Below are 19,052 nucleotides of genomic sequence, written 5' to 3' on the forward strand. Positions count from 1 at the left end.
GCCCAACGTGGGAATGACATCGTGTGCTCCCCGCAGCGAAATAAAGGAGGAGCGAAGCGGGGGACATTCGCGGAGGGGAGTACCCGATGTCAGTCGCACGCGCCCTGAATGAGCCCGCTCCCGATCCAAAACACTGCAGCCAAAACAACAAAGCCCTCGCAAAGAGGGCTTCAAACAGTCAATTCAACGACCAAAGAAAAAAGGCCCTTTGATTTCTCAAAGGGCCTTTTAAATTGGTTGCGCGAGCAAGATTTGAACTTGCGACCTTTGGGTTATGAGCCCAACGAGCTACCAGGCTGCTCCATCGCGCGGCAAGATGGAATTATAACTTATTCTGCAGCGCCTTGGGCGGCATCTGCTTCTTTAATTTCAGGACGGTCCACCAATTCGACCAGAGCCATCGGCGCGTTGTCGCCCACGCGGAAACCCATTTTCAGGATGCGCGTGTAGCCGCCCGGACGAGCCGCGAAACGCGGGCCCAGATCGGCGAAGAGCTTGACGACGCTGTCGCGGTCGCGCAGGCGGTCGAAAGCCAGGCGCTTGTTGGCCAGCGTGGGCTTCTTGGCGAGCGTGATCATCGGTTCGATGACGCGGCGCAGTTCCTTGGCCTTGGGGACCGTGGTCTTGATGACTTCGTGCTCGATGAGCGAGTTCATCATGTTCTGCAGCATCGCAAGGCGGTGCGAGCTGGTGCGGTTGAGTTTGCGAAGTCCGTGTCCGTGACGCATGGTGCTTTCCTTTACTTTATTAAACAGGCAGCCGTATCAGGTACTGCCCGGGCACGAGCCCTCATGGGCTCAATTCAAAAAACCAAAATCAACGCTTGTCGAGGCCGGCCGGCGGCCAGCTTTCAAGCTTCATACCCAAGGTCAGGCCGCGCGAAGCGAGGACTTCCTTGATTTCGTTGAGCGACTTGCGACCCAGGTTCGGGGTCTTGAGCAACTCGTTCTCGGTGCGCTGGATCAGGTCACCGATGTAGTAGATGTTTTCGGCCTTCAGGCAGTTGGCCGAACGCACGGTGAGTTCGAGCTCGTCGACAGGGCGCAGCAGGATCGGATCGAATTGCTGAGCGCTGCGCGGTGCCGGTGCATCGAATGCAGCCAGTTCGCCGCCTTCGAGCTGCGCAAACACGGCGAGCTGTTCAACCAGGATTTTAGCCGAAGCGCGAACTGCGTCTTCAGCCGTGATCGCGCCGTTGGTTTCGATTTCAACCAGCAGCTTGTCCAGGTCGGTACGCTGTTCGACACGGGCGCTTTCGACCGTGTAGCTCACGCGCTTGACGGGCGAGAACGACGCGTCCAGGACGATGCGGCCAATCGACTTGGTCGGCTCGTCGGCGTAGCGGCGCATCGTGCCGGGCACGTAGCCGCGACCCTTTTCAACCTTGATCTGCATGTCAAGCTTGCCGCCTTGCGACAGATGCGCGATCACGTGGTCGGGGTTGATGATCTCGACGTCGTGCGGGGTCTGGATGTCCGATGCCAGCACCGGGCCTTCGCCGTCCTTGCGCAGGCTCAGCGTGACTTCGTCGCGGTTGTGGAGCTTGAACACCACGCCCTTGAGGTTCAGAAGGATGTTGACGACATCTTCCTGCACGCCGTCGATCGACGAGTACTCATGCAGAACGCCAGCGATCGTGACTTCGGTGGCCGAGTAGCCCACCATGGACGACAGCAGAACGCGACGCAGCGCGTTGCCGAGCGTGTGGCCGTAGCCGCGCTCGAAAGGCTCGAGCGTGACCTTGGCCTTGTTGGCGGCAAGTTGCTCGACCTGGATGGTCTTGGGTTTCAGCAGGGTGGTTTGCATGCAGACTTCCTCTCAATACCCCCGGCTCGTTACACCGGTAAGGCTGGTGAAGCACCTGACCCGCGGCAAAGCGCGGAGCAGGAACGTGAACAACAATAACAATCTCCCGCACGCGCCACAGGGCGGGTGCGGGTAGAAAAAATCAACGCGAATACAGTTCGACGATCAGCGATTCGTTGATGTCGGCTGCGAATTCGTCGCGATCGGGGACCTTCTTGAAGGTGCCTTCGGCCTTGTCGGCGTTCACTTCGACCCAAGCCGGGATACCGACTTGTTGGGCGAGCTGGAGCGCTTCGGCAATGCGGGTCTGCTTCTTCGACTTGTCGCGCACGGCGATCACGTCGCCGGTCTTGACCAGGTACGACGGGATGTTGACCGACTGGCCGTTCACCGTGATCGCCTTGTGCGACACGAGTTGGCGAGCTTCAGCGCGGGTCGAGCCGAAGCCCATGCGGTAGACGACGTTGTCCAGGCGCGATTCGAGAATGAACAGCAGGTTGGCGCCGGTGTTGCCACGGCGGCGGTCGGCTTCTTCGAAGTAGCGGCGGAATTGCTTTTCCAGCACGCCGTACATGCGCTTGACCTTCTGCTTTTCGCGCAGTTGCAGACCGTAGTCCGACGTGCGCTGACCCGAAGTGCGACCGTGCTGGCCGGGCTTGGAGTCGAACTTGGCCTTGTCTTGAATGGAACGGCGAGCGCTCTTCAGGAACAGGTCGGTGCCTTCACGGCGAGAAAGTTTGGCCTTGGGGCCGAGGTAGCGTGCCACGAGTTTTCCTTTGTGTCATCTGCCGCAGTTGCCTGCGGGAGCCATCTGCGAGATGCGAATGGCGGTGGGCTTAGTTAAAAAACAAATGCGCAGCCGCTCGAAAGCTGGCTGCGCCTTGCGGACTGACGATCAGATGCGGCGACGCTTCTGGGGACGGCAGCCGTTGTGCGGAACGGGCGTCACGTCGGCAATGGAATTGATCCGGATGCCGAGCGCAGCCAGTGCGCGCACCGACGATTCGCGACCGGGGCCGGGGCCCTTGATCTCGACGTCGAGGTTCTTGATACCTTGTTCGACAGCAGCACGGCCGGCAACTTCGGAAGCCACCTGCGCAGCGAACGGGGTCGACTTGCGCGAGCCCTTGAAGCCCTGGCCACCCGACGAAGCCCACGACAGGGCGTTGCCCTGGCGATCGGTGATCGTGATGATGGTGTTGTTGAACGAGGCATGCACGTGGGCGATACCGTCCGCAACGTTCTTGCGAACCTTCTTGCGAACGCGCTGTGCGGCGTTGTTTGCAGGTGCTTTAGCCATGCTGGTCTATCCTTATTTCTTCAGGGACTGCGCAGCCTTGCGCGGACCCTTGCGGGTGCGGGCATTGGTGCGCGTGCGCTGGCCGCGCATCGGCAGGCCGCGACGGTGACGGAAGCCGCGATAGCAGCCGATGTCCATCAAACGCTTGATGTTCATCGTCGTCTCGCGACGCAGATCGCCTTCGATCGTGAACAGAGCGATCTGATCGCGGATCTTCTCGAGATCGGCGTCGGTCAGATCCTTGATCTTCTTCGAATATTCGATGCCGCTCGCTTCGCAGATTTGACGGGCGCGGGTGCGACCGATACCGAAAATGGCGGTCAGGCCGATTTCAGTGTGCTTGTGCGGCGGGATGTTGATGCCAGCAATACGTGCCATGTGCGTCCTCTAATACTCTTCAATCAACCCTGGCGCTGCTTGTGGCGCGGGTCGGTGCAAATCACACGCACCACACCTTTACGGCGGATGACCTTGCAATTACGGCAGATGGTTTTGACCGAAGCCGAAACTCTCATTTCATTCTCCTAAAACTGTTTAACGTGGCGGTCTACCGCCCGATCTCGATACTGAATCACAGCCCTACGATGTCTTGAAGTTGGCCTTCTTCAGCAGCGATTCGTACTGCTGAGACATCATGTAGTTTTGCACCTGGGCCATGAAGTCCATCGTGACGACCACGATGATCAGCAGGGAGGTACCACCGAAGTAGAACGGCACGTTGTACTTCAGGATCAGGAACTCGGGCAGCAGGCAGACGAAGGTGATGTACACCGCGCCGGCCAACGTCAGGCGAACCAGAATCTTGTCGATATAGCGAGCGGTCTGGTCACCCGGGCGAATGCCAGGAATGAACGCACCACTCTTCTTCAGGTTGTCGGCCGTTTCCTTGCTGTTGAACACGAGTGCCGTGTAGAAGAAGCAGAAGAAAACGATCGCAGCGGCATACAGCAGCACGTAGATCGGCTCGCCCGGACGCAGAGCGCCGGCAATGTCCTTGATCCAGCGGAAGCCACCTTCACCGGTGCTGAACCAGCCAACCACCGTTGCAGGCAGCAGGATGATCGACGAGGCGAAGATCGGCGGGATCACGCCAGCCATGTTCAGCTTCAAGGGCAGGTGCGACGACTGGCCGCCATAGACCTTGTTGCCGACCTGGCGCCGCGCATAGTTCACGAGGATCTTGCGCTGGCCGCGTTCGACGAACACCACGAAGTAGGTGACCAGCACCACAACCGCGACGATGAAGAGCGCGATCAGGACGTTCATGGCACCAGTACGCACCAGCTCCAGCAGTCCGCCGATGGCGTTGGGAAGGCCAGCCGCGATACCTGCAAAGATCAGGATCGAGATGCCGTTGCCCAGGCCGCGTTCGGTGATCTGCTCGCCGAGCCACATCAGGAACATCGAACCAGCCGTCAGGCTCACCATGGCGGTCAGGCGGAAGCCGAAACCGGGGGCGATGACCAGGCCGGCCGACGATTCGAGGGCCACTGCGATGCTGAACGACTGGAACAGGGCCAGACCCAGCGCGCCATAGCGCGTGTACTGCGTGATCTTGCGGCGACCGGCCTCGCCTTCCTTCTTCAATTGCTCGAAGGTCGGAAGCACGTAGGTCATCAACTGCATGATGATCGACGCCGAGATGTACGGCATGATCCCCAACGCGAACACGGTGAAGCGCGACAGCGCCCCGCCCGAGAACATGTTGAACAGGCTCAGAATGCCGCCCTGCTGGCCCTGGAACAACGCTGCCAGCTGGTCCGGGTTGATACCCGGCACAGGAATGTGCGCGCCGACCCGATAGACCACGAGCGCGAGCAGCAAAAAGACGAGCCGACGACGGAGGTCGCCGAATTTGCCTGTTTTTGCGATCGTTGCCGCGTTAGTTGCCACGAAGAACTTCTTTCAGTCCGAAGGTGATCAGGCGATGCTGCCGCCGGCTGCTTCGATAGCAGCCTTGGCGCCAGCCGTTGCACCCACGCCCGTCAGCTTGACGGCCTTGGTGAGTTCACCGGTCTTGATGATCTTGACGACCTTGGCGAGCTGGCCAACGAGGCCAGCTTGCTTCAATGCCAGGATGTCCACTTCGGCCAGGCCGAGCTGCTCGAGGGCAGTCAGCGTGACTTCGGCGTTGAACTTCAGCAGGTGCGACTTGAAACCACGCTTGGGCAGGCGACGTTGCAGCGGCATTTGGCCGCCTTCGAAACCAACCTTGTGGAAACCGCCAGCGCGCGACTTCTGACCCTTGTGACCGCGACCTGCGGTCTTGCCGATGCCGGAGCCGATACCGCGGCCGACGCGACGCTTCGCGTGCTTGGCGCCGGCTGCCGGCTTGATGCCATTGAGTTCCATATCAGTCTCTCTTACAGAACTTTGACCAGATAACTGATCTTGTTGATCATGCCGCGCACCGCCGGGGTGTCTTGCAGCTCGCTCACGCTGTTGATCTTGCGCAGGCCGAGGCCACGCACGGTCGCGCGATGCGATTCCTTGGTGCCAATCGGGCTCTTGACCAATTGCACCTTGAGGGTTTGTTGTTGCGTCGTCATTTGAATGCTCTTCCGATTGCTTGCGCTCAGGCGAAGATTTCTTCGACGGTCAGGCCACGCTTGGCAGCCACCGCGGACGCGGTCGTCGAGTTCTTCAACCCGTCGAGCGTGGCGCGAACCATGTTGTAGGGGTTCGACGAACCATGGCTCTTGGCCACGATGTCGGTGATGCCCATGACTTCGAACACAGCGCGCATCGGGCCGCCAGCGATGATGCCGGTACCCTTCGGGGCGGGGATCATGACGACCGAAGCGGCGCCATGGTGACCCGTCACGCGGTGATGCAGCGTGCCGTTCTTGATCGAGATCTTGGCCAGGTTGCGACGGGCTTCTTCCATTGCCTTCTGCACGGCAGCAGGCACTTCCTTCGACTTGCCCTTGCCCATGCCGACGCGGCCTTCGCCATCGCCCACCACGGTGAGTGCTGCGAAACCGAGGATACGACCACCCTTCACCACCTTGGTGACGCGGTTGATCGCGATCATCTTCTCGCGCAAACCGTCTTCAGGGCCTTCGTTCTGCGTTCTTGCTTGAATCTTTGCCATTTTGAATCTCGTGTCCGGTTAGAACTGCAGACCGGCTTCGCGAGCCGCCTCGGCCAGCGCCTTGACGCGGCCGTGGTATGCGAAACCTGCGCGGTCGAAGGCGACCTTCTCGACGCCGGCAGCCTTCGCCTTTTCAGCGATGCGCTTGCCGACGGCGGTGGCAGCAGCGGCATTGCCGCCCTTGCCCGAACCGCCGAGCGAGGTACGCATTTCGGCTTCTGCCGTCGATGCGGTTGCGATCACCTTGGTGCCGTCGTCGGAGATGACGGTGGCATAGATGTGCAGGTTGGTGCGGTTCACCGTCAGACGGGCCACGCCCTGCGTCGCGATGCGAATGCGGGTCTGGCGCGAGCGGCGAAGACGCTGTGCTTTTTTGGTCAACATCATTTTGCTGCCCCTTACTTCTTCTTGGTCTCTTTGATCACGATCTTCTCGTCCGAATAACGGATGCCCTTGCCCTTGTAAGGCTCAGGCGGACGAACAGCGCGGATCTCAGCGGCGATTTGACCAACGCGCTGACGGTCAGCACCCTTGATCACGATTTCGGTCGGGGTCGCGGTGGCCACCGTGATGCCCTGGGGCATGTCGATGTTGACCGGGTGCGAGTAACCGACTTGCAGGTTCAACTTGTTGTTGGACGCTGCGGCCTTGTAGCCGACGCCGACCAGGTTGAGCTTCTTCTCGAAGCCCTTGGTCACGCCAACCACCATGTTGTTCACCAGCTGGCGAATCGTGCCGCTCATCGCATTCGCTTCACGCGATTCGTTGGCGGGCTCGAAGCTCAGCTTGCCGTCATTGCTGACGATCTTGACCAGTGCATTGCGTGCGAGGTTGAGCGTGCCGCCCGTGCCCTTGACGCTGATCTGGTCTTCCTTGATCGACACATCCACGCCTGCGGGGATGACGACCGGCATTTTTCCTACTCGGGACATTTCAGTAACTCCTCGATGTCTCGGTTAGGCGACGTAGCACAGAACTTCGCCACCGACACCGGTAGCGCGAGCCTTGCGGTCGGTCATCACGCCCTGGGGGGTCGTGACGATCGCAACGCCGAGGCCGTTCTGGACTTGCGGAATGGAAGAACTTGCCTTGTACACGCGCAGGCCGGGGCGGCTCACGCGTTCGATGCGCTCGATGACCGGACGGCCAGCGTAGTACTTCAGGACAATTTCAAGTTCGCTCTTGCCGGCTTCGGTCTTGACCTGGAAGCCGTCGATGTAGCCCTCGTCCTTCAGGACTTGTGCGATCGCGACCTTCACCTTGGAAGACGGGACCGACACGGTGGGCTTCGCCACCATCTGCGCGTTACGGATACGCGTCAGCAGGTCGGCAATGGGATCACTCATGCTCATGTTGTTTGCTCCTGCCTGGCTTACCAGCTGGCCTTGGTGACACCGGGGATGTCGCCAGCGAAAGCCAGTTCACGGATCTTGGCGCGAGCCAGACCGAATTGACGGAAGGTGCCACGCGGACGACCGGTGATGGCGCAACGGTTGCGCTGACGGGTCGGGTTCGCGTTGCGCGGAAGCTTTTGCAGGCCCAGGCGGGCAGCTGCGCGTTCTTCTTCGCTCTTCTTCAGGTCGTTGGAAGCTGCCTTCAGTTCGGCGTGCTTCGCAGCGAACTTGGCAACCAGCTTGTCGCGCTTGAGTTCGCGCTGGATCAAAGATTGTTTAGCCATGGTTCGCCTCAGTTCTTGAACGGGAAACGGAAGCCAGCGAGAAGCGCCTTGGCTTCTTCGTCGGTCTTGGCCGTCGTCGTGATGCTGATATTGAGACCGCGCAGGGCATCGACCTTGTCGTACTCGATCTCAGGGAAAATGATCTGTTCCTTGACGCCGATGTTGTAGTTGCCACGGCCATCGAACGCACGGCCGGAGATGCCGCGGAAGTCGCGAACACGCGGCAGCGCGATGGTCACGAAACGGTCCAGGAACTCATACATCTGCACGCCACGCAGCGTGACCATGCAACCGATAGGCTGGTTTTCGCGGATCTTGAAACCGGCGATGGCCTTCTTCGACTTGGTGACCACGGGCTTCTGGCCGGCGATCTTGGTCAGGTCGGCGACAGCGTTGTCGAGAACCTTCTTGTCGGCGACTGCTTCACCCACACCCATGTTCAGGGTGATCTTGGTGAGGCGGGGGACCTGCATCGGCGACTTGTAGCCGAACTTTTCCGTCAGGTCTTTCGCGATCTTTTCGCGATAGTGTTGTTGGAGACGTGCCATGTGAGTACCTCTTAGGCGAACTTGATTTCGTCGCCGCTCGACTTGAAGACGCGAACAGCCACGCGCTTGCCGTCGGCACCCTGGGTGATCTTGATGCCCACGCGGTCGGCCTTGCCGGTCGCGGCATTGAAGATCGCCACGTTGGATTGGTGGATGGGCATGGACTTCTCGACGATGCCACCGGTCGTACCCTTGAGCGGGTTCGGCTTGGTGTGCTTCTTGACGAGGTTCAGGCCGTCGATGATGACGTGCGAATCGTCCTTGCGAAGCGAGACGGTGCCGCGCTTGCCCTTGTCACGACCGGCCAACACGATGACCTGGTCGCCTTTGCGAATCTTGTTCATGGCGTTGTTGTCCTTACAGAACTTCAGGGGCCAGCGACACGATCTTCATGAACTTTTCGGTGCGCAGCTCGCGCGTCACCGGTCCGAAGATGCGGGTGCCGATAGGCTCCAGCTTGGCGTTGAGCAACACTGCTGCGTTGCCGTCGAATTTCACGAGCGAGCCGTCAGCGCGACGAATGCCCTTGGCGGTACGGACCACCACTGCACTGTAGATCTCGCCCTTCTTGACGCGACCACGGGGAGCGGCTTCCTTGATGCTGACCTTGATGACGTCGCCCACGCTGGCGTAACGCCGCTTGGAGCCACCGAGCACCTTGATACACAGGACGGATTTCGCGCCTGTGTTGTCGGCCACTTCGAGCCGGGATTCAGTTTGGATCATTTCTTGATATTCCCAACTTGTACCGATGAGCCTCCAGGAGGGAGACACCGCGGTCAGTCTTGGGCCCGTCGTCCATGCCTCGAACCACTCGAGACACTTCCGCTTTGGGCTGAAAGCTTCGCCTTTTGGAAGCGAAGCCCGCGATTATTGCAGGCACTTGTGCCGATGTCAACAACCCCATTACACCATCACGCGCTGGCACTAGACTTCAGGGCGTGCGCAACCTCGCGAATTCCTCCCGGCCGGCTCTCCTGCCGCTCTCGCGCCCTCCGCAGCAACCCCTGCGCCGCCGCTTGCTGGCGGGCGGGGCTGGCCTGCTGGCGCTGGGCCTTGCGGGCTGCAGGAGCGCGACCCCGAATCCCGACCTCGCCGACCCCGGCCGGCTGCGGCGCATCGCCGAAGCACGGTGGCCGCACAGGCTTCATATAGAAGGCACCCCGGCAGGCGGCCTCTCGGGCATCGACTACGACCCGGCGCGAGGTGAGTACCTGCTTATCAGCGATGACCGGTCAGATCACGCGCCCGTTCGCTTCTACACCGCCCGCTGGCCTCAGCCCGATGCCGCACCGCCCGCTCCCACCGGCGTGGTGTTGCTGCAACGCCCCGGCGGCGGCCCCTGGCCCAACCGGCGCCAGGCCATCGACGAGCTCCCGGTTCCCGACCCCGAAGCCCTGCGGCTGCGCCCGGCCACCGGCACCCTGCTCTGGACCAGCGAAGGCGACGTCGCCCGCGGCTTCGGCCCCGCGCTGTATGAATCGGCGCGCGACGGCCGCTTCCTGCGCGAATTTGCCCTGCCGACCATGTTCGCGCCCGATGCCGCGCAGCGCCGTGGCCCGCGCGACAACCTGAGCTTCGAGGGCCTGGCCCTCACGCCAGACGGCCGCTTCGCCTGGCTGGGCATGGAAAACGCCCTGGTCCAGGACGGCCCCGTGCCCACCACAAGCGCGCCCGGCGGCCCCTGCCGCTTCACCCAGGTCGACCTGGAAACCGGCAAGGCCGCCCGGCAGATCGCCTACGTTCCCGATGCCATCCCGCTGCGGCCGCTGGTACCGGGTACCTATGCCGACAACGGCGTGAGCGAGATCCTCATGCTCGACGCCCACCGCATGCTGGTGCTGGAGCGCGCCTACGCCGCCGGCACGGGCAATTCGCTGCGCCTGTATGAAATAGACACCCGCGCCGCCAGCGACGTGCTGGCCATCGACGCGCTGGCGCCCGGCAACCACCGTCCCGCCCCCAAGACCCTGGTGGCCGACTTCGGCGCACTCGGCCTGTCTCGCCTCGACAACACCGAGGGCATGTGCTGGGGGCCACCGCTGCCCAACGGCAAGCGCATGCTGGTGGTCGTGAGCGACGACAATTTCAATCCCCTGCAAGTCACCCAGTTCGCCGCCTTCGAATACACCGACCGACCATGACCATCGCCGTGACCTTCCTGCCCCGCACCGCCCCCGCGCCGCTGCCGCCCGTCGCCTTCATCGGCGGCGGCAACATGGCCAGCGCCATCATCGGCGGATTGATCCAGCAAGGCGCCCCGGCGGATGCGTTCGAGGTGGTCGAGCCCTTCGAAGAGGCCCGCGCCAAGCTCGCGCAGTCCTTCGGCGTCATCGCCAAGGCCGAGGCCGGCGAAAGCCTGTCGCGCTGCGCCGTCGTGGTGTGGGCCGTGAAGCCCCAGGCCTTTGCCGAAGCGGCCAGGCCCGTGCGCGCATTCGCCGCGAACGCCTTGCACCTGAGCGTGGCCGCGGGCATTCCGTCGGACAGCATCGCCCGCTGGCTCGGCACCGAGCGCGTGGTGCGCGCCATGCCCAATACGCCCGCGCTGGTGGGCAAGGGCATGACCGGCCTCTTTGCGCGGCCGGACGTCTCGGGCGCCGACCGCGCACTGGTCGCCCAATTGCTGTCGCCCACCGGCGAACTGATCTGGGTCGACGCCGAGCCCGCGCTCGACGCGGTGACCGCCATGTCGGGCTCGGGCCCGGCCTACGTGTTCTATTTCATCGAGGCCATGACCGAGGCCGGCGTCGAGATGGGCCTGACGCCCGACCAGGCCCAGCGGCTGGCCATCGGCACCTTCACCGGCGCCTCGGCGCTGGCGCACAGCGCAACCGAGCCGCCCTCCGTGCTGCGCGAGCGCGTGACCTCCAAGGGTGGCACCACCTACGCGGCAATCTCCTCGCTGCAGGGCGCCGACGTCAAGGCGCAGTTCAAGACCGCGATCCGCGCGGCGCAGAAGCGCGCAGCCGAGCTGGGCGAGGAATTCGGCCGCGGCTGAGCGCGCAAGCCGCTCCTCAGGCCGGCACCGGGACGACGGCCTCCACCACCCGCAGGCTGCGCGAGAACAGCGGCAGCAATGAAGCCGCCATCAGCAGCGCGGGCACGATGCCGAACAGCCACATCATCGCGGCCAGCGCCGACGCCGGCTGCGCAACCGCTTCGCCCGTCGAGGGAATGAAGCCGCTCCAGCCCAGCACCAACCCCGACAGCATGGCGCCCAGCGCCAGCCCGATCTTTTCCCAGCCGACCCACACGCCCGTGAACGCGCCGTCGCGGTTCTTGCCGCTGCGGCGGCGGTGCACGTCGATCACGTCCGGCAGCAGCGAAAAGCCGAAGACCTGCCCCGCCGAAAAGCCGATGCCCGCCAGCACCGCGCCGGCGACCAGCACGGCCACCGACGTGGACAGGCCCCACACCGACACCAGGAAGCCGACCACGCCGACGCAGGTGCCCAGCACGAAACAGCTGCGCTTCGGAAGGCGCCGCGCCACCATCGGCCAGAACAGCATCGCAACCACGCTGGCCAGCGTCATCACGCCGAAGTACAGCGCCAGGAAGTTGCCGCCCAGCGGGCTCAGGTACTTGCCCACGTAGGCCAGCATGGTCGAGTTGGCGCTCTGCGCCAGCATCTGCAGCCCGTACGCCAGCGCCAGCATCACGAAGGCCCGCTCGCCCAGCACGGTGCGCAGTTGCGCCGACAGGCCCGTGGCGTCCGTCTCGCCCTGCAGCAGCGGCATGCGGCGCGTGCCCAGCACCGTGACCAGCATGGCGACAAGGCACAGCGCGCCCACGCCCCAGCCGACCACGCCGTAGGCCCGCGCATTGCCGCCCAGCGCCTTCAGCACCTCGGGCCAGCCCACTGCGGCGATCAGCAAGCTCAGGCCGAGAAAACCCATGCGCAGCGCCACCAGGCGCGTGCGCTCGTGCCGGTCGTTGGTGATCTCGCCGAGCAATGCCGTGTACGGCACGCTGAACAGCGCATAGCCCGTCGTCGCCAGCACGAACATCAGCGTCACGTAGGCCCAGCGGGCCTGCGGCGTGTCGAGCGCCGGCACGTTGAACACCAGCGCGATGCCGCTCGACAGCAGCACCGCGCCCAACAGCATGAAAGGATGGCGCCGGCCCCAGCGGGTTTGGGCGCGATCGGAGCGCAGCCCGATGTACGGATCGGTCAGGAACTCCCACAGCTTGGGCAGCAGCAGCGTGAACGACGCCCACGCCGCCGCGATGCCCAGGTGGTCGGTCATGAAGAACAGCAGGAAGAGCTGCGGCACCACCAGGAAGCTGCCCGTGCCCAGCGTCGCGAATCCATAGGCGACGCGCACGCGCAAGGCCAGCGGCTGCGTGGCCGCGATCGGTGTCGTGTGGGTCATGCGAGCCTCGGCAGTGAAGCAGAAGAAAGCGGGGAGGGCGCGGCGCGCCTGGCAATGGCCGCGCAGGCACGCGCCTTGAGCGCCAGCCGGTCGACCTTGCCGATGGGCAGCATCGGCAGGTCGCGCACGACCTCGATGTGCTTGGGCAGCTTGTAGTTGGCCAGTCGCTCGCGCAATGCGGCCTTCAGCGCGGCGGGACTGTCGTCGGGCTTCTGCGTGACGACGAAGGCGTAGCCCACCTCGACGTACTCGTCGTCGGGCACCGGCACCACCACGGCCATCGTGACCGGCGCCAGCGCTTCCAGGGCCTGCTCTATCTCCAGCGGATAGACGTTGTAGCCGCCCGACTTGAACATCTCCTTGCTGCGCCCCACCAGCTGCACGCGGCCTTCGGGCGTCACGACGGCGATGTCGCCGGTGCGAAACCACCCGCCTTCCGCAAAGGCTTCGGCGGTGGCGTCGGGCCGCTGGAAGTAGCCGGTGAACAGCCAGTCGCCATGCAGCTGCAGTTCGCCCGCGGTGCCCTTGGGACAGGGACGCCCTGCGCCGTCGGCCAGGCGCCATCCGATGCGCGGGTCGAACCGGCCCACGGTGCCGGCGATGGTCTCGGCGTCGTCGTCCACGTCGGTGAAGGTCGAGAAGCCCATGGCCTCGGTCAGCCCGTAGCCGTTCATCACGGGCCGGCCCGTCACCTCTTGCAGCAGGCGCACCAGCGGCAACGGCGGCTGGTTGCCCGCAAGAATGATCTTCTGCAGGCTCGAATAATCGGTGCTGTGAAAACGCGGCGAGCGGCTGACGGCGAGAAACATCGCAGGCACGCCGCCGACCATGGTCAGGCGGTGCGTCTCGATGGCCTGCAGCATCGCGTCGGGGTCGAAGTCGGGCTGGAACACCACCGTCGTGCCCGTCACCAGGCAGTTGGTGCACAGGTCGACCACGCAGCCGACATGGTTCACCGGCAGGTTGCACAGCGTGCGTCCCTGCCCCTCGACCCCGAAGTGCGCCGGGTCATTGGTGATCGGCGCAATGAACACGATGCCGCGGTGCGTGAGCTGCGCGCCCTTCGGCGTGCCGGTCGTGCCCGAGGTGTAGACCAGCAGCGCCGTGTCGTGCCCGCGCACGGCATCGCGCGCCGCCTGCAGCCGCTCGGGCGCCACGTCGGCGCCGGTCTTCGCGAAGGCTTCGAGCCGGCGGCCCGACACCACCCAGCAGCTGCCGTCCGCGCGGTCGGCCAGTGCCTCGATCTTGCGCACTTGCGCCGGTTCGCCATCGAGCAGGTTGAACAGCAGCGTGGGCCTGCAGTCGGCCATGACCACCGCCAGCTCGGCTTCGGTGTACCTGGGGTTCAGGCCCACGTAGATGCCGCCGACGCTGGAGATGGCAAGAAATAGCGCCATGAACGCGGGGCAAGGCTTGGCATGGACCGCGACGCGCTGGCCCGGTGCGAGCCCATGCGCCAGCAGGGCACTGGCCAGTGCGTCGACCCACGCCTGTGCTTCGGCGAACGAGATGCGCCGGTCGCCTTCGATCCAGGCGTCGGTGTCGGCGCGGGTGCGCGCGTGGTGCGCCAGCCAGGCGTCGGCACGGGGCAAGTCTGGCAGGTCGGGCAGGGCAAGCGGTTCAGGCAGCGCCATGGTCCTGCTCCCCGCTTTCGGTCAGCGCACGCGGCCCGAGAAAGAACAGCCAGCCGGCCGCCAGCGTGACCGTGCCGTCTTCGAGCTCGAGCAGCACGTCCTGCTTCAGCAAAGCGCTGTCATTGGGCTTCGGCGTGACTTCCGCCAGGCGCAGGCGTGCCCGGAAGCGCACGCCCACCGGCATCGGACGCACGAAGCGCAGCCGGTCGAAGCCGTAGTTCAGCGCGTGGTTCATGTCGAAGGACACCAGCGTGCGCATGGCCTCGCCGCTCAGCCTGATGAGGTGCGACACCTGGAAGAAGCCCTGCACGATGGTGCCGCCGTACGGCGCCTCGCGGGCCGCGCGTTCGGGCTCGAGATGAATCCATTCACCGGCGCCGTCGCCCGACAGTTCCGCATAGCGGTCGACCATGTCCTGCGTGATGCGGTGCCATTCGGACACGCCTTCCTGGCCGATCTTCTGTTTCATACGGGCCAGCGCAGTGGCAATCGATGGCGATGTTTCGGCAGTCTGCATGGGTCGTCGTCTCCTGGGTTTTTCGGCTTTCACATAACACTTGTTATGTTTCGTGGAAAATATAACAAGCGTTATGTGGATGCGCAATAGGGGTTCGACGGGCGGCCGTCCTCCTGTAGAGTCGTCGCACACCGGAGAGCGTTACCTTGGGAAAGACAGCACAAGCAAAGACACCGAAGCCGCAGGCCGACAGGCGCGAAGCCATCGTGCATGCCGCCTGGCGCATGGCCGCCACGGGCGGGCTGGCCGCCGTCACCATCCGTTCGATTGCAGGCGAGATCGGCTTCACCACGGGCATCGTGATGCATCACTTCCCCACGAAGGAAGCGATCCTGGAAGAGATGATCGAGCGCCTGTACCGCGGCCTGTTCGACGACTATCGCGCCGCCCTGGCGCGCGCGCCGGCCGGCCGGCGGCTGGAGCGCATGCTGCTGTCCTGCCTGCCGCTCAAGCCCCACACCGCCTTCGGCTGGAAGCTGTCGATCGTGCTGCAGAGCGAGGCGCTGCGTTCACCCGCCATCGCGAAGATGCAGCAGCGCCACTACCGCGTGTATGAAGACGACATGATGCGGGAGCTGGTGCAGCTGCAGGCCGACGGGCAAATTGCCGCCACCACCGACCTCGCGTTCGCGTTGTCCCGGCTGATCGCGCTGGTGGAGGGCATCGGCGCCACCTATGCGCTGCGGCCGCGCGCCATGCCGACCCGGCTGCAGCGCCAGCTCATCCTCGACGAACTCGAGCGGCTGCAGGCAGCGCCGCGCGGCTGACCGCCGGCCAGCCAGCCACCAGTCAGTCAGTGAATGGCGTAGCCGGCCACGATGCCGGCGAATATCGCGAAGCCCAGCCAGTGGTTCTCGCGGAAGGCGTTGAAGCAGCCTTCGCGCGTGCGCTCGCGAATCAGGCGCCAGTGCCACAAGGCCTGCGCCGCCGCCACGGCGATGCCCACGTAGAACAGCGCGCCCAGCGAGCGGCTGGCACCGGCCCAGGTCCACACCGCCAGGAAGATCGCGTAGCTCAGCATCACCGCCGCCACGTCGAAGCGGCCGAAGGTGATGGCCGAGGTCTTCATGCCGATCCGCAGGTCGTCGTCGCGGTCGACCATCGCGTACTCGGTGTCGTAGGCCAGCACCCAGAACAGGTTGCCCGCGAGCAAGAGCCAGGCAAACCACGGCACCGTCGACTGCACGGCCGCAAAGGCCATCGGAATGCCGAAGCTGAAGGCAATGCCCAGCACCGCCTGCGGGATCGACACGAAGCGCTTGGCGAAGGGGTAGATCAGCGTGATGGCCAGTGCCGCGAACGACCACAGCACCGTGGTGCGGTTGGTCGTCAGCACCAGCCCGAAGGACGCCAGCGCCAGCACCACGCCGAGCCCCAGCGCTTCCTTCACGGACATCGCGCCGCTGGTCACCGGGCGCTGGGCCGTGCGCTTCACATGGCGGTCGAACTCGCGGTCGGCCACGTCGTTCACGCAGCAGCCCGCGCTGCGCATCAGGAAAGTGCCGAGCGTGAACACCACGACCAGGTGCCAGCCCGGCCAGCCATCGGCGGCGAACCAGAGCGCGCCCAGCGTGGGCCACAGCAGCAACAGCCAGCCCGCGGGGCGGTTCCAGCGGATCAGGTCGAGGTAGAGCGCAAAACGACGGGCAAGCATGCGAGTGACGGGGCAGGGGGCAGGACAGAACAGGGACTGAACGGAACTGACAGACAAAAAAAGAGCGGCCATTGTGCCGCTCCTTGGTTTGCGCAAGAACCTGCGTGGTGCTCAGTCTTCCAGCAGCGAGCGCAGCATCCACGCCGTCTGGTCGTGCACGGTGCAACGCGCGGTCAGCATGTCGGCCGTCGGATCGTCGCCGGCTTCCTCGGCCACGGGAATGAATTCGCGCGCGATGCGCGACACGGTTTCATGGCCCTTCACAAGAATGCGCACCATCTCCATCGCCTTGGGCGGGGTCTGCGGCACGTCGGGCACGGTGGCGATCTTGCTGAACTCGGCGTACGAGCCCGGCGCGTAGTGGCCCAGTGCGCGAATGCGCTCGGCCAGCACGTCGGTCGCGCCCCACAGCTCGGTGTACTGGCCCATGAACATCGCGTGCAGCGAGTTGAAGTGCGGGCCCGTCACGTTCCAGTGGAAGTTGTGCGTGGTGAGGTACAGCGTGTAGGTGTCGGCCAGCACGCGGCTCAGGCCTTCGGCAATGGCCGCGCGGTCCTGGCGTTCGATGCCGATGTTGATGATCGGCGCGTTGCGGCTGCCGGACTCCTGCGCGACCACGCTGCCGCCCTTCTTGGGCACCTTGCCGGCGGAGGAAGGAGACGATGATTTCTTCGAGGCTTTGGCCATGGCGAGAGCTCTTTCTTCAAGTTGGGGGGAACAAACGCAATTCTCGAAGCCGGGCTGCGGCTTCGCAACAGCGTCACTCTATCCCAGCGATGAATGATTCAAAACAGCCGGCGCGTAGGCCAATTCCCCGAATTGCATCGACCTCGAATTTCTATGACAGGCGCTTGACGCCCGGCAGCTCGCACGCATAGATCGCGTTGCGCAGCGCTGCAATGGCTTCGTAGCGCGTGAACGTGCGGCGCCATGCCAGCACCACGCGGCGCGTGGGCGGGTCGCGGTCGTGCGCGTCGCGCACCGGCAGGTAGCGCACCATCTGCTCGGGTTCCTTGCGCCCCTTGACCTTCGGCTTGAGCGCATCGGCCGGCACCGACAGGCGCGGCACCAGCGTCACGCCCATGCCCGAGGCCACCATGTGCTTGATGGTTTCGAGCGACGAGCCCTCGAAGCTCTTGCGGATGCCTTCGGCGTTGCTGGAGAAGCGCGCGAACTCGGGGCACACCTCGAGCACGTGGTCGCGAAAGCAGTGGCCCGTGCCCAGCAGCAGCATGGTCTCGTTCTGCAGTTCTTCGGACGTGATCGATTCGCGGTCGGCGAACTTGTGCTTGGTCGGCAGCGCCGCCATGAAGGGCTCGTCGTACAGCGGCGCCATGGCCAGGCCGGTGTCGGGAAAGGGCTCGGCCATGATGGCGCAGTCGATCTCGCCGGCACGCAGCATCTCGAGCAGCTTGACGGTGAAGTTCTCCTGCAGCACCAGCGGCATCTGCGGCGTGCGCGCGATCACCTGGCGTACCAGGTCGGGCAGCAGGTACGGCCCGATGGTATAGATCACGCCCAGGTTCAGCGGACCGGCCAGCGGGTCTTTGCCACGCTTGGCAATTTCCTTGATGCTGGCGGCCTGGTCGAGCACGCTCTGCGCCTGCTGCACGATCTGCTCGCCGAGCGGCGTGACGGTCACTTCGCCGGCACTGCGCTCGAAGAGCTTGACTTCAAGCTCGTCCTCGAGCTTCTTGATGGCCACCGACAGGGTCGGTTGGGAGACGTAGCAGGCCTCGGCCGCCTTGCCGAAGTGCCGTTCGCGGGCTACTGCGACGATGTATTTGAGTTCGGTGAGAGTCATAGCTTGCGTCAATTATGCGCAAGGGTATGTGACCCGGCTCGGTCGGGGTCTTAGCCAGCGGCCCGCGCCGCCGGCCGCCGCGCGAATCAGCCCGCGGCGCGCAGCTTCACCGCGGGAAAATCGACCGGCACGTCGAAGGCCACGTTCACGTAGTTGGTGAACAGGTTCAGCGCGACGTGCGCCACGATCTCGACGATGTGCTCGTCGTCGAAGCCCGCCGCGCGCAGCGCCTCGACGTCGCCCTGTGCGAGTTGCCCGCGCGCATCGACGAGCTTGAGCGCGAAGCGCAGCGCCGCCGCGGTTTGCGGGTCGGCCGACTCGCCCGCCTGCGCGGCCGTCATCTCTTGCGCGGAAGCACCGGCCTTGCGGCCCAGCGCCGTGTGCGCGGCCAGGCAGTAGTTGCAGGCATTGCGGTCGGCCACCGCAACGGCAATCTGCTCGCCGAGCTTCGCGGGAAGCACGCCGCCGCCCAGGGCGCCGAAAAATCCCCACATGCTCTTGAGCGCGGCGGGCGAGTTGGCCACGGCGCGGAACATGTTGGGCGTGGCGCCGAACGCGCCGTGAACCTGGGCGAGCAGCGCCTTGCTGTCGCCTTGTGCCGAAGCGTCGGAAACGAGATGGATGCGAGTCATGGTGAGTCCTTG

Annotated in this window: 27 protein-coding genes and 1 tRNA gene; 3 read left to right on the top strand and 25 right to left on the bottom strand. The window is 64.3% G+C overall.

Annotated features, from left to right (window positions below):
• Positions 1 to 234: 234 nt before the first annotated feature.
• From DBV14_RS28530 to rplN, 18 genes are all read right to left on the bottom strand, one after another.
• Positions 235 to 311 (bottom strand) — tRNA-Met (locus tag DBV14_RS28530).
• Between the two features lie 18 nt (positions 312 to 329).
• A complete protein-coding gene (gene rplQ / locus DBV14_RS28535) occupies positions 330 to 728 on the bottom strand; it encodes a 50S ribosomal protein L17 (RefSeq protein WP_093243007.1) in 399 nt (132 codons plus the stop codon).
• Between the two features lie 88 nt (positions 729 to 816).
• Positions 817 to 1,806 carry a DNA-directed RNA polymerase subunit alpha gene (rpoA, locus tag DBV14_RS28540; RefSeq protein WP_009124827.1) on the bottom strand — a complete coding sequence of 330 codons (990 nt, stop codon included), beginning with the start codon at positions 1,804 to 1,806 and terminating at the stop codon, positions 817 to 819.
• Between the two features lie 142 nt (positions 1,807 to 1,948).
• Complete coding sequence (rpsD, locus tag DBV14_RS28545; RefSeq protein ID WP_013544104.1) at positions 1,949 to 2,572, bottom strand: 30S ribosomal protein S4; 624 nt, start codon at positions 2,570 to 2,572, stop codon at positions 1,949 to 1,951.
• A 129-nt stretch (positions 2,573 to 2,701) separates the two neighbouring features.
• Positions 2,702 to 3,106, bottom strand: a complete 405-nt coding sequence (rpsK, locus tag DBV14_RS28550) for a 30S ribosomal protein S11 (protein ID WP_009124825.1) — start codon at positions 3,104 to 3,106, stop codon at positions 2,702 to 2,704.
• Between the two features lie 12 nt (positions 3,107 to 3,118).
• The gene (gene rpsM / locus DBV14_RS28555) at positions 3,119 to 3,484 is read right to left on the bottom strand and encodes a 30S ribosomal protein S13 (protein ID WP_124464534.1); all 366 of its coding nucleotides are present in this window, start codon (positions 3,482 to 3,484) and stop codon (positions 3,119 to 3,121) included.
• Between the two features lie 23 nt (positions 3,485 to 3,507).
• On the bottom strand, positions 3,508 to 3,621 hold the full coding sequence (gene rpmJ, locus DBV14_RS28560) for a 50S ribosomal protein L36 (protein WP_013544106.1): 114 nt from the start codon (positions 3,619 to 3,621) through the stop codon (positions 3,508 to 3,510).
• Between the two features lie 64 nt (positions 3,622 to 3,685).
• A complete protein-coding gene (gene secY, locus DBV14_RS28565; protein ID WP_124464536.1) occupies positions 3,686 to 4,999 on the bottom strand; it encodes a preprotein translocase subunit SecY in 1,314 nt (437 codons plus the stop codon).
• 27 nt (positions 5,000 to 5,026) lie between these two features.
• On the bottom strand, positions 5,027 to 5,458 hold the full coding sequence (gene rplO / locus DBV14_RS28570; RefSeq protein WP_124464538.1) for a 50S ribosomal protein L15: 432 nt from the start codon (positions 5,456 to 5,458) through the stop codon (positions 5,027 to 5,029).
• 11 nt (positions 5,459 to 5,469) lie between these two features.
• A complete protein-coding gene (gene rpmD, locus DBV14_RS28575; protein WP_124464540.1) occupies positions 5,470 to 5,655 on the bottom strand; it encodes a 50S ribosomal protein L30 in 186 nt (61 codons plus the stop codon).
• 26 nt (positions 5,656 to 5,681) lie between these two features.
• Positions 5,682 to 6,200, bottom strand: a complete 519-nt coding sequence (gene rpsE / locus DBV14_RS28580; protein ID WP_013544109.1) for a 30S ribosomal protein S5 — start codon at positions 6,198 to 6,200, stop codon at positions 5,682 to 5,684.
• Positions 6,201 to 6,218: 18 nt separating this feature from the next.
• Complete coding sequence (gene rplR, locus DBV14_RS28585) at positions 6,219 to 6,584, bottom strand: 50S ribosomal protein L18 (protein ID WP_041944073.1); 366 nt, start codon at positions 6,582 to 6,584, stop codon at positions 6,219 to 6,221.
• A 14-nt stretch (positions 6,585 to 6,598) separates the two neighbouring features.
• A complete protein-coding gene (gene rplF / locus DBV14_RS28590; RefSeq protein ID WP_124464542.1) occupies positions 6,599 to 7,132 on the bottom strand; it encodes a 50S ribosomal protein L6 in 534 nt (177 codons plus the stop codon).
• Positions 7,133 to 7,156: 24 nt separating this feature from the next.
• Entirely contained in the window at positions 7,157 to 7,552 is a 396-nt protein-coding gene (rpsH, locus tag DBV14_RS28595) for a 30S ribosomal protein S8 (RefSeq protein ID WP_009124808.1), read from the bottom strand.
• A 20-nt stretch (positions 7,553 to 7,572) separates the two neighbouring features.
• Positions 7,573 to 7,878 carry a 30S ribosomal protein S14 gene (gene rpsN / locus DBV14_RS28600; RefSeq protein ID WP_124464543.1) on the bottom strand — a complete coding sequence of 102 codons (306 nt, stop codon included), beginning with the start codon at positions 7,876 to 7,878 and terminating at the stop codon, positions 7,573 to 7,575.
• Between the two features lie 8 nt (positions 7,879 to 7,886).
• Positions 7,887 to 8,426 carry a 50S ribosomal protein L5 gene (gene rplE, locus DBV14_RS28605; RefSeq protein ID WP_013544114.1) on the bottom strand — a complete coding sequence of 180 codons (540 nt, stop codon included), beginning with the start codon at positions 8,424 to 8,426 and terminating at the stop codon, positions 7,887 to 7,889.
• Between the two features lie 11 nt (positions 8,427 to 8,437).
• Positions 8,438 to 8,770 (bottom strand): 50S ribosomal protein L24, encoded by a 333-nt coding sequence (gene rplX, locus DBV14_RS28610; RefSeq protein WP_124464545.1) that lies wholly within the window; start codon positions 8,768 to 8,770, stop codon positions 8,438 to 8,440.
• Positions 8,771 to 8,783: 13 nt separating this feature from the next.
• Entirely contained in the window at positions 8,784 to 9,152 is a 369-nt protein-coding gene (gene rplN / locus DBV14_RS28615) for a 50S ribosomal protein L14 (RefSeq protein ID WP_009124801.1), read from the bottom strand.
• Between the two features lie 281 nt (positions 9,153 to 9,433).
• On the opposite strand from rplN, the gene DBV14_RS28620 reads away from it, so the two are divergent.
• The gene (locus tag DBV14_RS28620) at positions 9,434 to 10,570 is read left to right on the top strand and encodes an esterase-like activity of phytase family protein (protein WP_124464631.1); all 1,137 of its coding nucleotides are present in this window, start codon (positions 9,434 to 9,436) and stop codon (positions 10,568 to 10,570) included.
• Positions 10,567 to 11,424, top strand: coding sequence for a pyrroline-5-carboxylate reductase (gene proC, locus DBV14_RS28625; RefSeq protein WP_124464547.1), 858 nt, complete (start codon positions 10,567 to 10,569; stop codon positions 11,422 to 11,424). The genes DBV14_RS28620 and proC overlap by 4 nt, the downstream gene beginning before the upstream one ends.
• A gap of 16 nt (positions 11,425 to 11,440) precedes the next feature.
• Here the strand turns inward: proC and DBV14_RS28630 are convergent, their stop codons facing one another.
• The 3 genes from DBV14_RS28630 to DBV14_RS28640 are packed head-to-tail and all read right to left on the bottom strand — an operon-like array spanning position 11,441 to position 14,950.
• Positions 11,441 to 12,799, bottom strand: coding sequence for an MFS transporter (locus DBV14_RS28630; protein WP_124464549.1), 1,359 nt, complete (start codon positions 12,797 to 12,799; stop codon positions 11,441 to 11,443).
• Entirely contained in the window at positions 12,796 to 14,433 is a 1,638-nt protein-coding gene (locus DBV14_RS28635) for a class I adenylate-forming enzyme family protein (RefSeq protein ID WP_124464551.1), read from the bottom strand. Before DBV14_RS28635 ends, DBV14_RS28630 begins: the two co-directional genes overlap by 4 nt.
• Complete coding sequence (locus DBV14_RS28640; protein ID WP_124464553.1) at positions 14,420 to 14,950, bottom strand: MaoC/PaaZ C-terminal domain-containing protein; 531 nt, start codon at positions 14,948 to 14,950, stop codon at positions 14,420 to 14,422. The genes DBV14_RS28635 and DBV14_RS28640 overlap by 14 nt, the downstream gene beginning before the upstream one ends.
• A 146-nt stretch (positions 14,951 to 15,096) precedes the next feature.
• On the opposite strand from DBV14_RS28640, the gene DBV14_RS28645 reads away from it, so the two are divergent.
• Positions 15,097 to 15,717 carry a TetR/AcrR family transcriptional regulator gene (locus DBV14_RS28645; RefSeq protein ID WP_124464554.1) on the top strand — a complete coding sequence of 207 codons (621 nt, stop codon included), beginning with the start codon at positions 15,097 to 15,099 and terminating at the stop codon, positions 15,715 to 15,717.
• A 26-nt stretch (positions 15,718 to 15,743) separates the two neighbouring features.
• Here DBV14_RS28645 and ubiA read toward each other — a convergent pair whose 3' ends face one another.
• The 4 genes from ubiA to DBV14_RS28665 form a co-directional block, all read right to left on the bottom strand.
• Positions 15,744 to 16,604: a 4-hydroxybenzoate octaprenyltransferase gene (gene ubiA, locus DBV14_RS28650; protein WP_124464556.1), complete on the bottom strand. Its 861-nt coding sequence runs from the start codon at positions 16,602 to 16,604 to the stop codon at positions 15,744 to 15,746.
• 111 nt (positions 16,605 to 16,715) lie between these two features.
• Positions 16,716 to 17,291, bottom strand: coding sequence for a Dps family protein (locus DBV14_RS28655; RefSeq protein ID WP_124464558.1), 576 nt, complete (start codon positions 17,289 to 17,291; stop codon positions 16,716 to 16,718).
• A 151-nt stretch (positions 17,292 to 17,442) separates the two neighbouring features.
• Positions 17,443 to 18,408, bottom strand: a complete 966-nt coding sequence (locus DBV14_RS28660; RefSeq protein ID WP_124464560.1) for a LysR substrate-binding domain-containing protein — start codon at positions 18,406 to 18,408, stop codon at positions 17,443 to 17,445.
• 86 nt (positions 18,409 to 18,494) lie between these two features.
• On the bottom strand, positions 18,495 to 19,040 hold the full coding sequence (locus DBV14_RS28665; RefSeq protein WP_124464562.1) for a carboxymuconolactone decarboxylase family protein: 546 nt from the start codon (positions 19,038 to 19,040) through the stop codon (positions 18,495 to 18,497).
• Positions 19,041 to 19,052: the final 12 nt, after the last annotated feature.

This window comes from Variovorax sp. KBW07, assembly GCF_003852515.1.
Taxonomy (GTDB): Bacteria; Pseudomonadota; Gammaproteobacteria; order Burkholderiales; family Burkholderiaceae_C; genus Variovorax.

Bases quoted from the DNA above. Each gene is read 5' to 3' on its own strand.
- rplQ (WP_093243007.1), bottom strand. From the start codon at position 728: ATGCGTCACGGACACGGACTTCGCAAACTCAACCGCACCAGCTCGCAC.
- rpoA (WP_009124827.1), bottom strand. From the start codon at position 1,806: ATGCAAACCACCCTGCTGAAACCCAAGACCATCCAGGTCGAGCAACTT.
- rpsK (WP_009124825.1), bottom strand. From the start codon at position 3,106: ATGGCTAAAGCACCTGCAAACAACGCCGCACAGCGCGTTCGCAAGAAG.
- rpsM (WP_124464534.1), bottom strand. From the start codon at position 3,484: ATGGCACGTATTGCTGGCATCAACATCCCGCCGCACAAGCACACTGAA.
- rpmJ (WP_013544106.1), bottom strand. From the start codon at position 3,621: ATGAGAGTTTCGGCTTCGGTCAAAACCATCTGCCGTAATTGCAAGGTC.
- rplO (WP_124464538.1), bottom strand. From the start codon at position 5,458: ATGGAACTCAATGGCATCAAGCCGGCAGCCGGCGCCAAGCACGCGAAG.
- rpmD (WP_124464540.1), bottom strand. From the start codon at position 5,655: ATGACGACGCAACAACAAACCCTCAAGGTGCAATTGGTCAAGAGCCCG.
- rpsE (WP_013544109.1), bottom strand. From the start codon at position 6,200: ATGGCAAAGATTCAAGCAAGAACGCAGAACGAAGGCCCTGAAGACGGT.
- rplR (WP_041944073.1), bottom strand. From the start codon at position 6,584: ATGTTGACCAAAAAAGCACAGCGTCTTCGCCGCTCGCGCCAGACCCGC.
- rplF (WP_124464542.1), bottom strand. From the start codon at position 7,132: ATGTCCCGAGTAGGAAAAATGCCGGTCGTCATCCCCGCAGGCGTGGAT.
- rpsH (WP_009124808.1), bottom strand. From the start codon at position 7,552: ATGAGCATGAGTGATCCCATTGCCGACCTGCTGACGCGTATCCGTAAC.
- rpsN (WP_124464543.1), bottom strand. From the start codon at position 7,878: ATGGCTAAACAATCTTTGATCCAGCGCGAACTCAAGCGCGACAAGCTG.
- rplE (WP_013544114.1), bottom strand. From the start codon at position 8,426: ATGGCACGTCTCCAACAACACTATCGCGAAAAGATCGCGAAAGACCTG.
- rplX (WP_124464545.1), bottom strand. From the start codon at position 8,770: ATGAACAAGATTCGCAAAGGCGACCAGGTCATCGTGTTGGCCGGTCGT.
- rplN (WP_009124801.1), bottom strand. From the start codon at position 9,152: ATGATCCAAACTGAATCCCGGCTCGAAGTGGCCGACAACACAGGCGCG.
- proC (WP_124464547.1), top strand. From the start codon at position 10,567: ATGACCATCGCCGTGACCTTCCTGCCCCGCACCGCCCCCGCGCCGCTG.
- DBV14_RS28630 (WP_124464549.1), bottom strand. From the start codon at position 12,799: ATGACCCACACGACACCGATCGCGGCCACGCAGCCGCTGGCCTTGCGC.
- DBV14_RS28635 (WP_124464551.1), bottom strand. From the start codon at position 14,433: ATGGCGCTGCCTGAACCGCTTGCCCTGCCCGACCTGCCAGACTTGCCC.
- DBV14_RS28640 (WP_124464553.1), bottom strand. From the start codon at position 14,950: ATGCAGACTGCCGAAACATCGCCATCGATTGCCACTGCGCTGGCCCGT.
- ubiA (WP_124464556.1), bottom strand. From the start codon at position 16,604: ATGCTTGCCCGTCGTTTTGCGCTCTACCTCGACCTGATCCGCTGGAAC.
- DBV14_RS28655 (WP_124464558.1), bottom strand. From the start codon at position 17,291: ATGGCCAAAGCCTCGAAGAAATCATCGTCTCCTTCCTCCGCCGGCAAG.
- DBV14_RS28660 (WP_124464560.1), bottom strand. From the start codon at position 18,408: ATGACTCTCACCGAACTCAAATACATCGTCGCAGTAGCCCGCGAACGG.
- DBV14_RS28665 (WP_124464562.1), bottom strand. From the start codon at position 19,040: ATGACTCGCATCCATCTCGTTTCCGACGCTTCGGCACAAGGCGACAGC.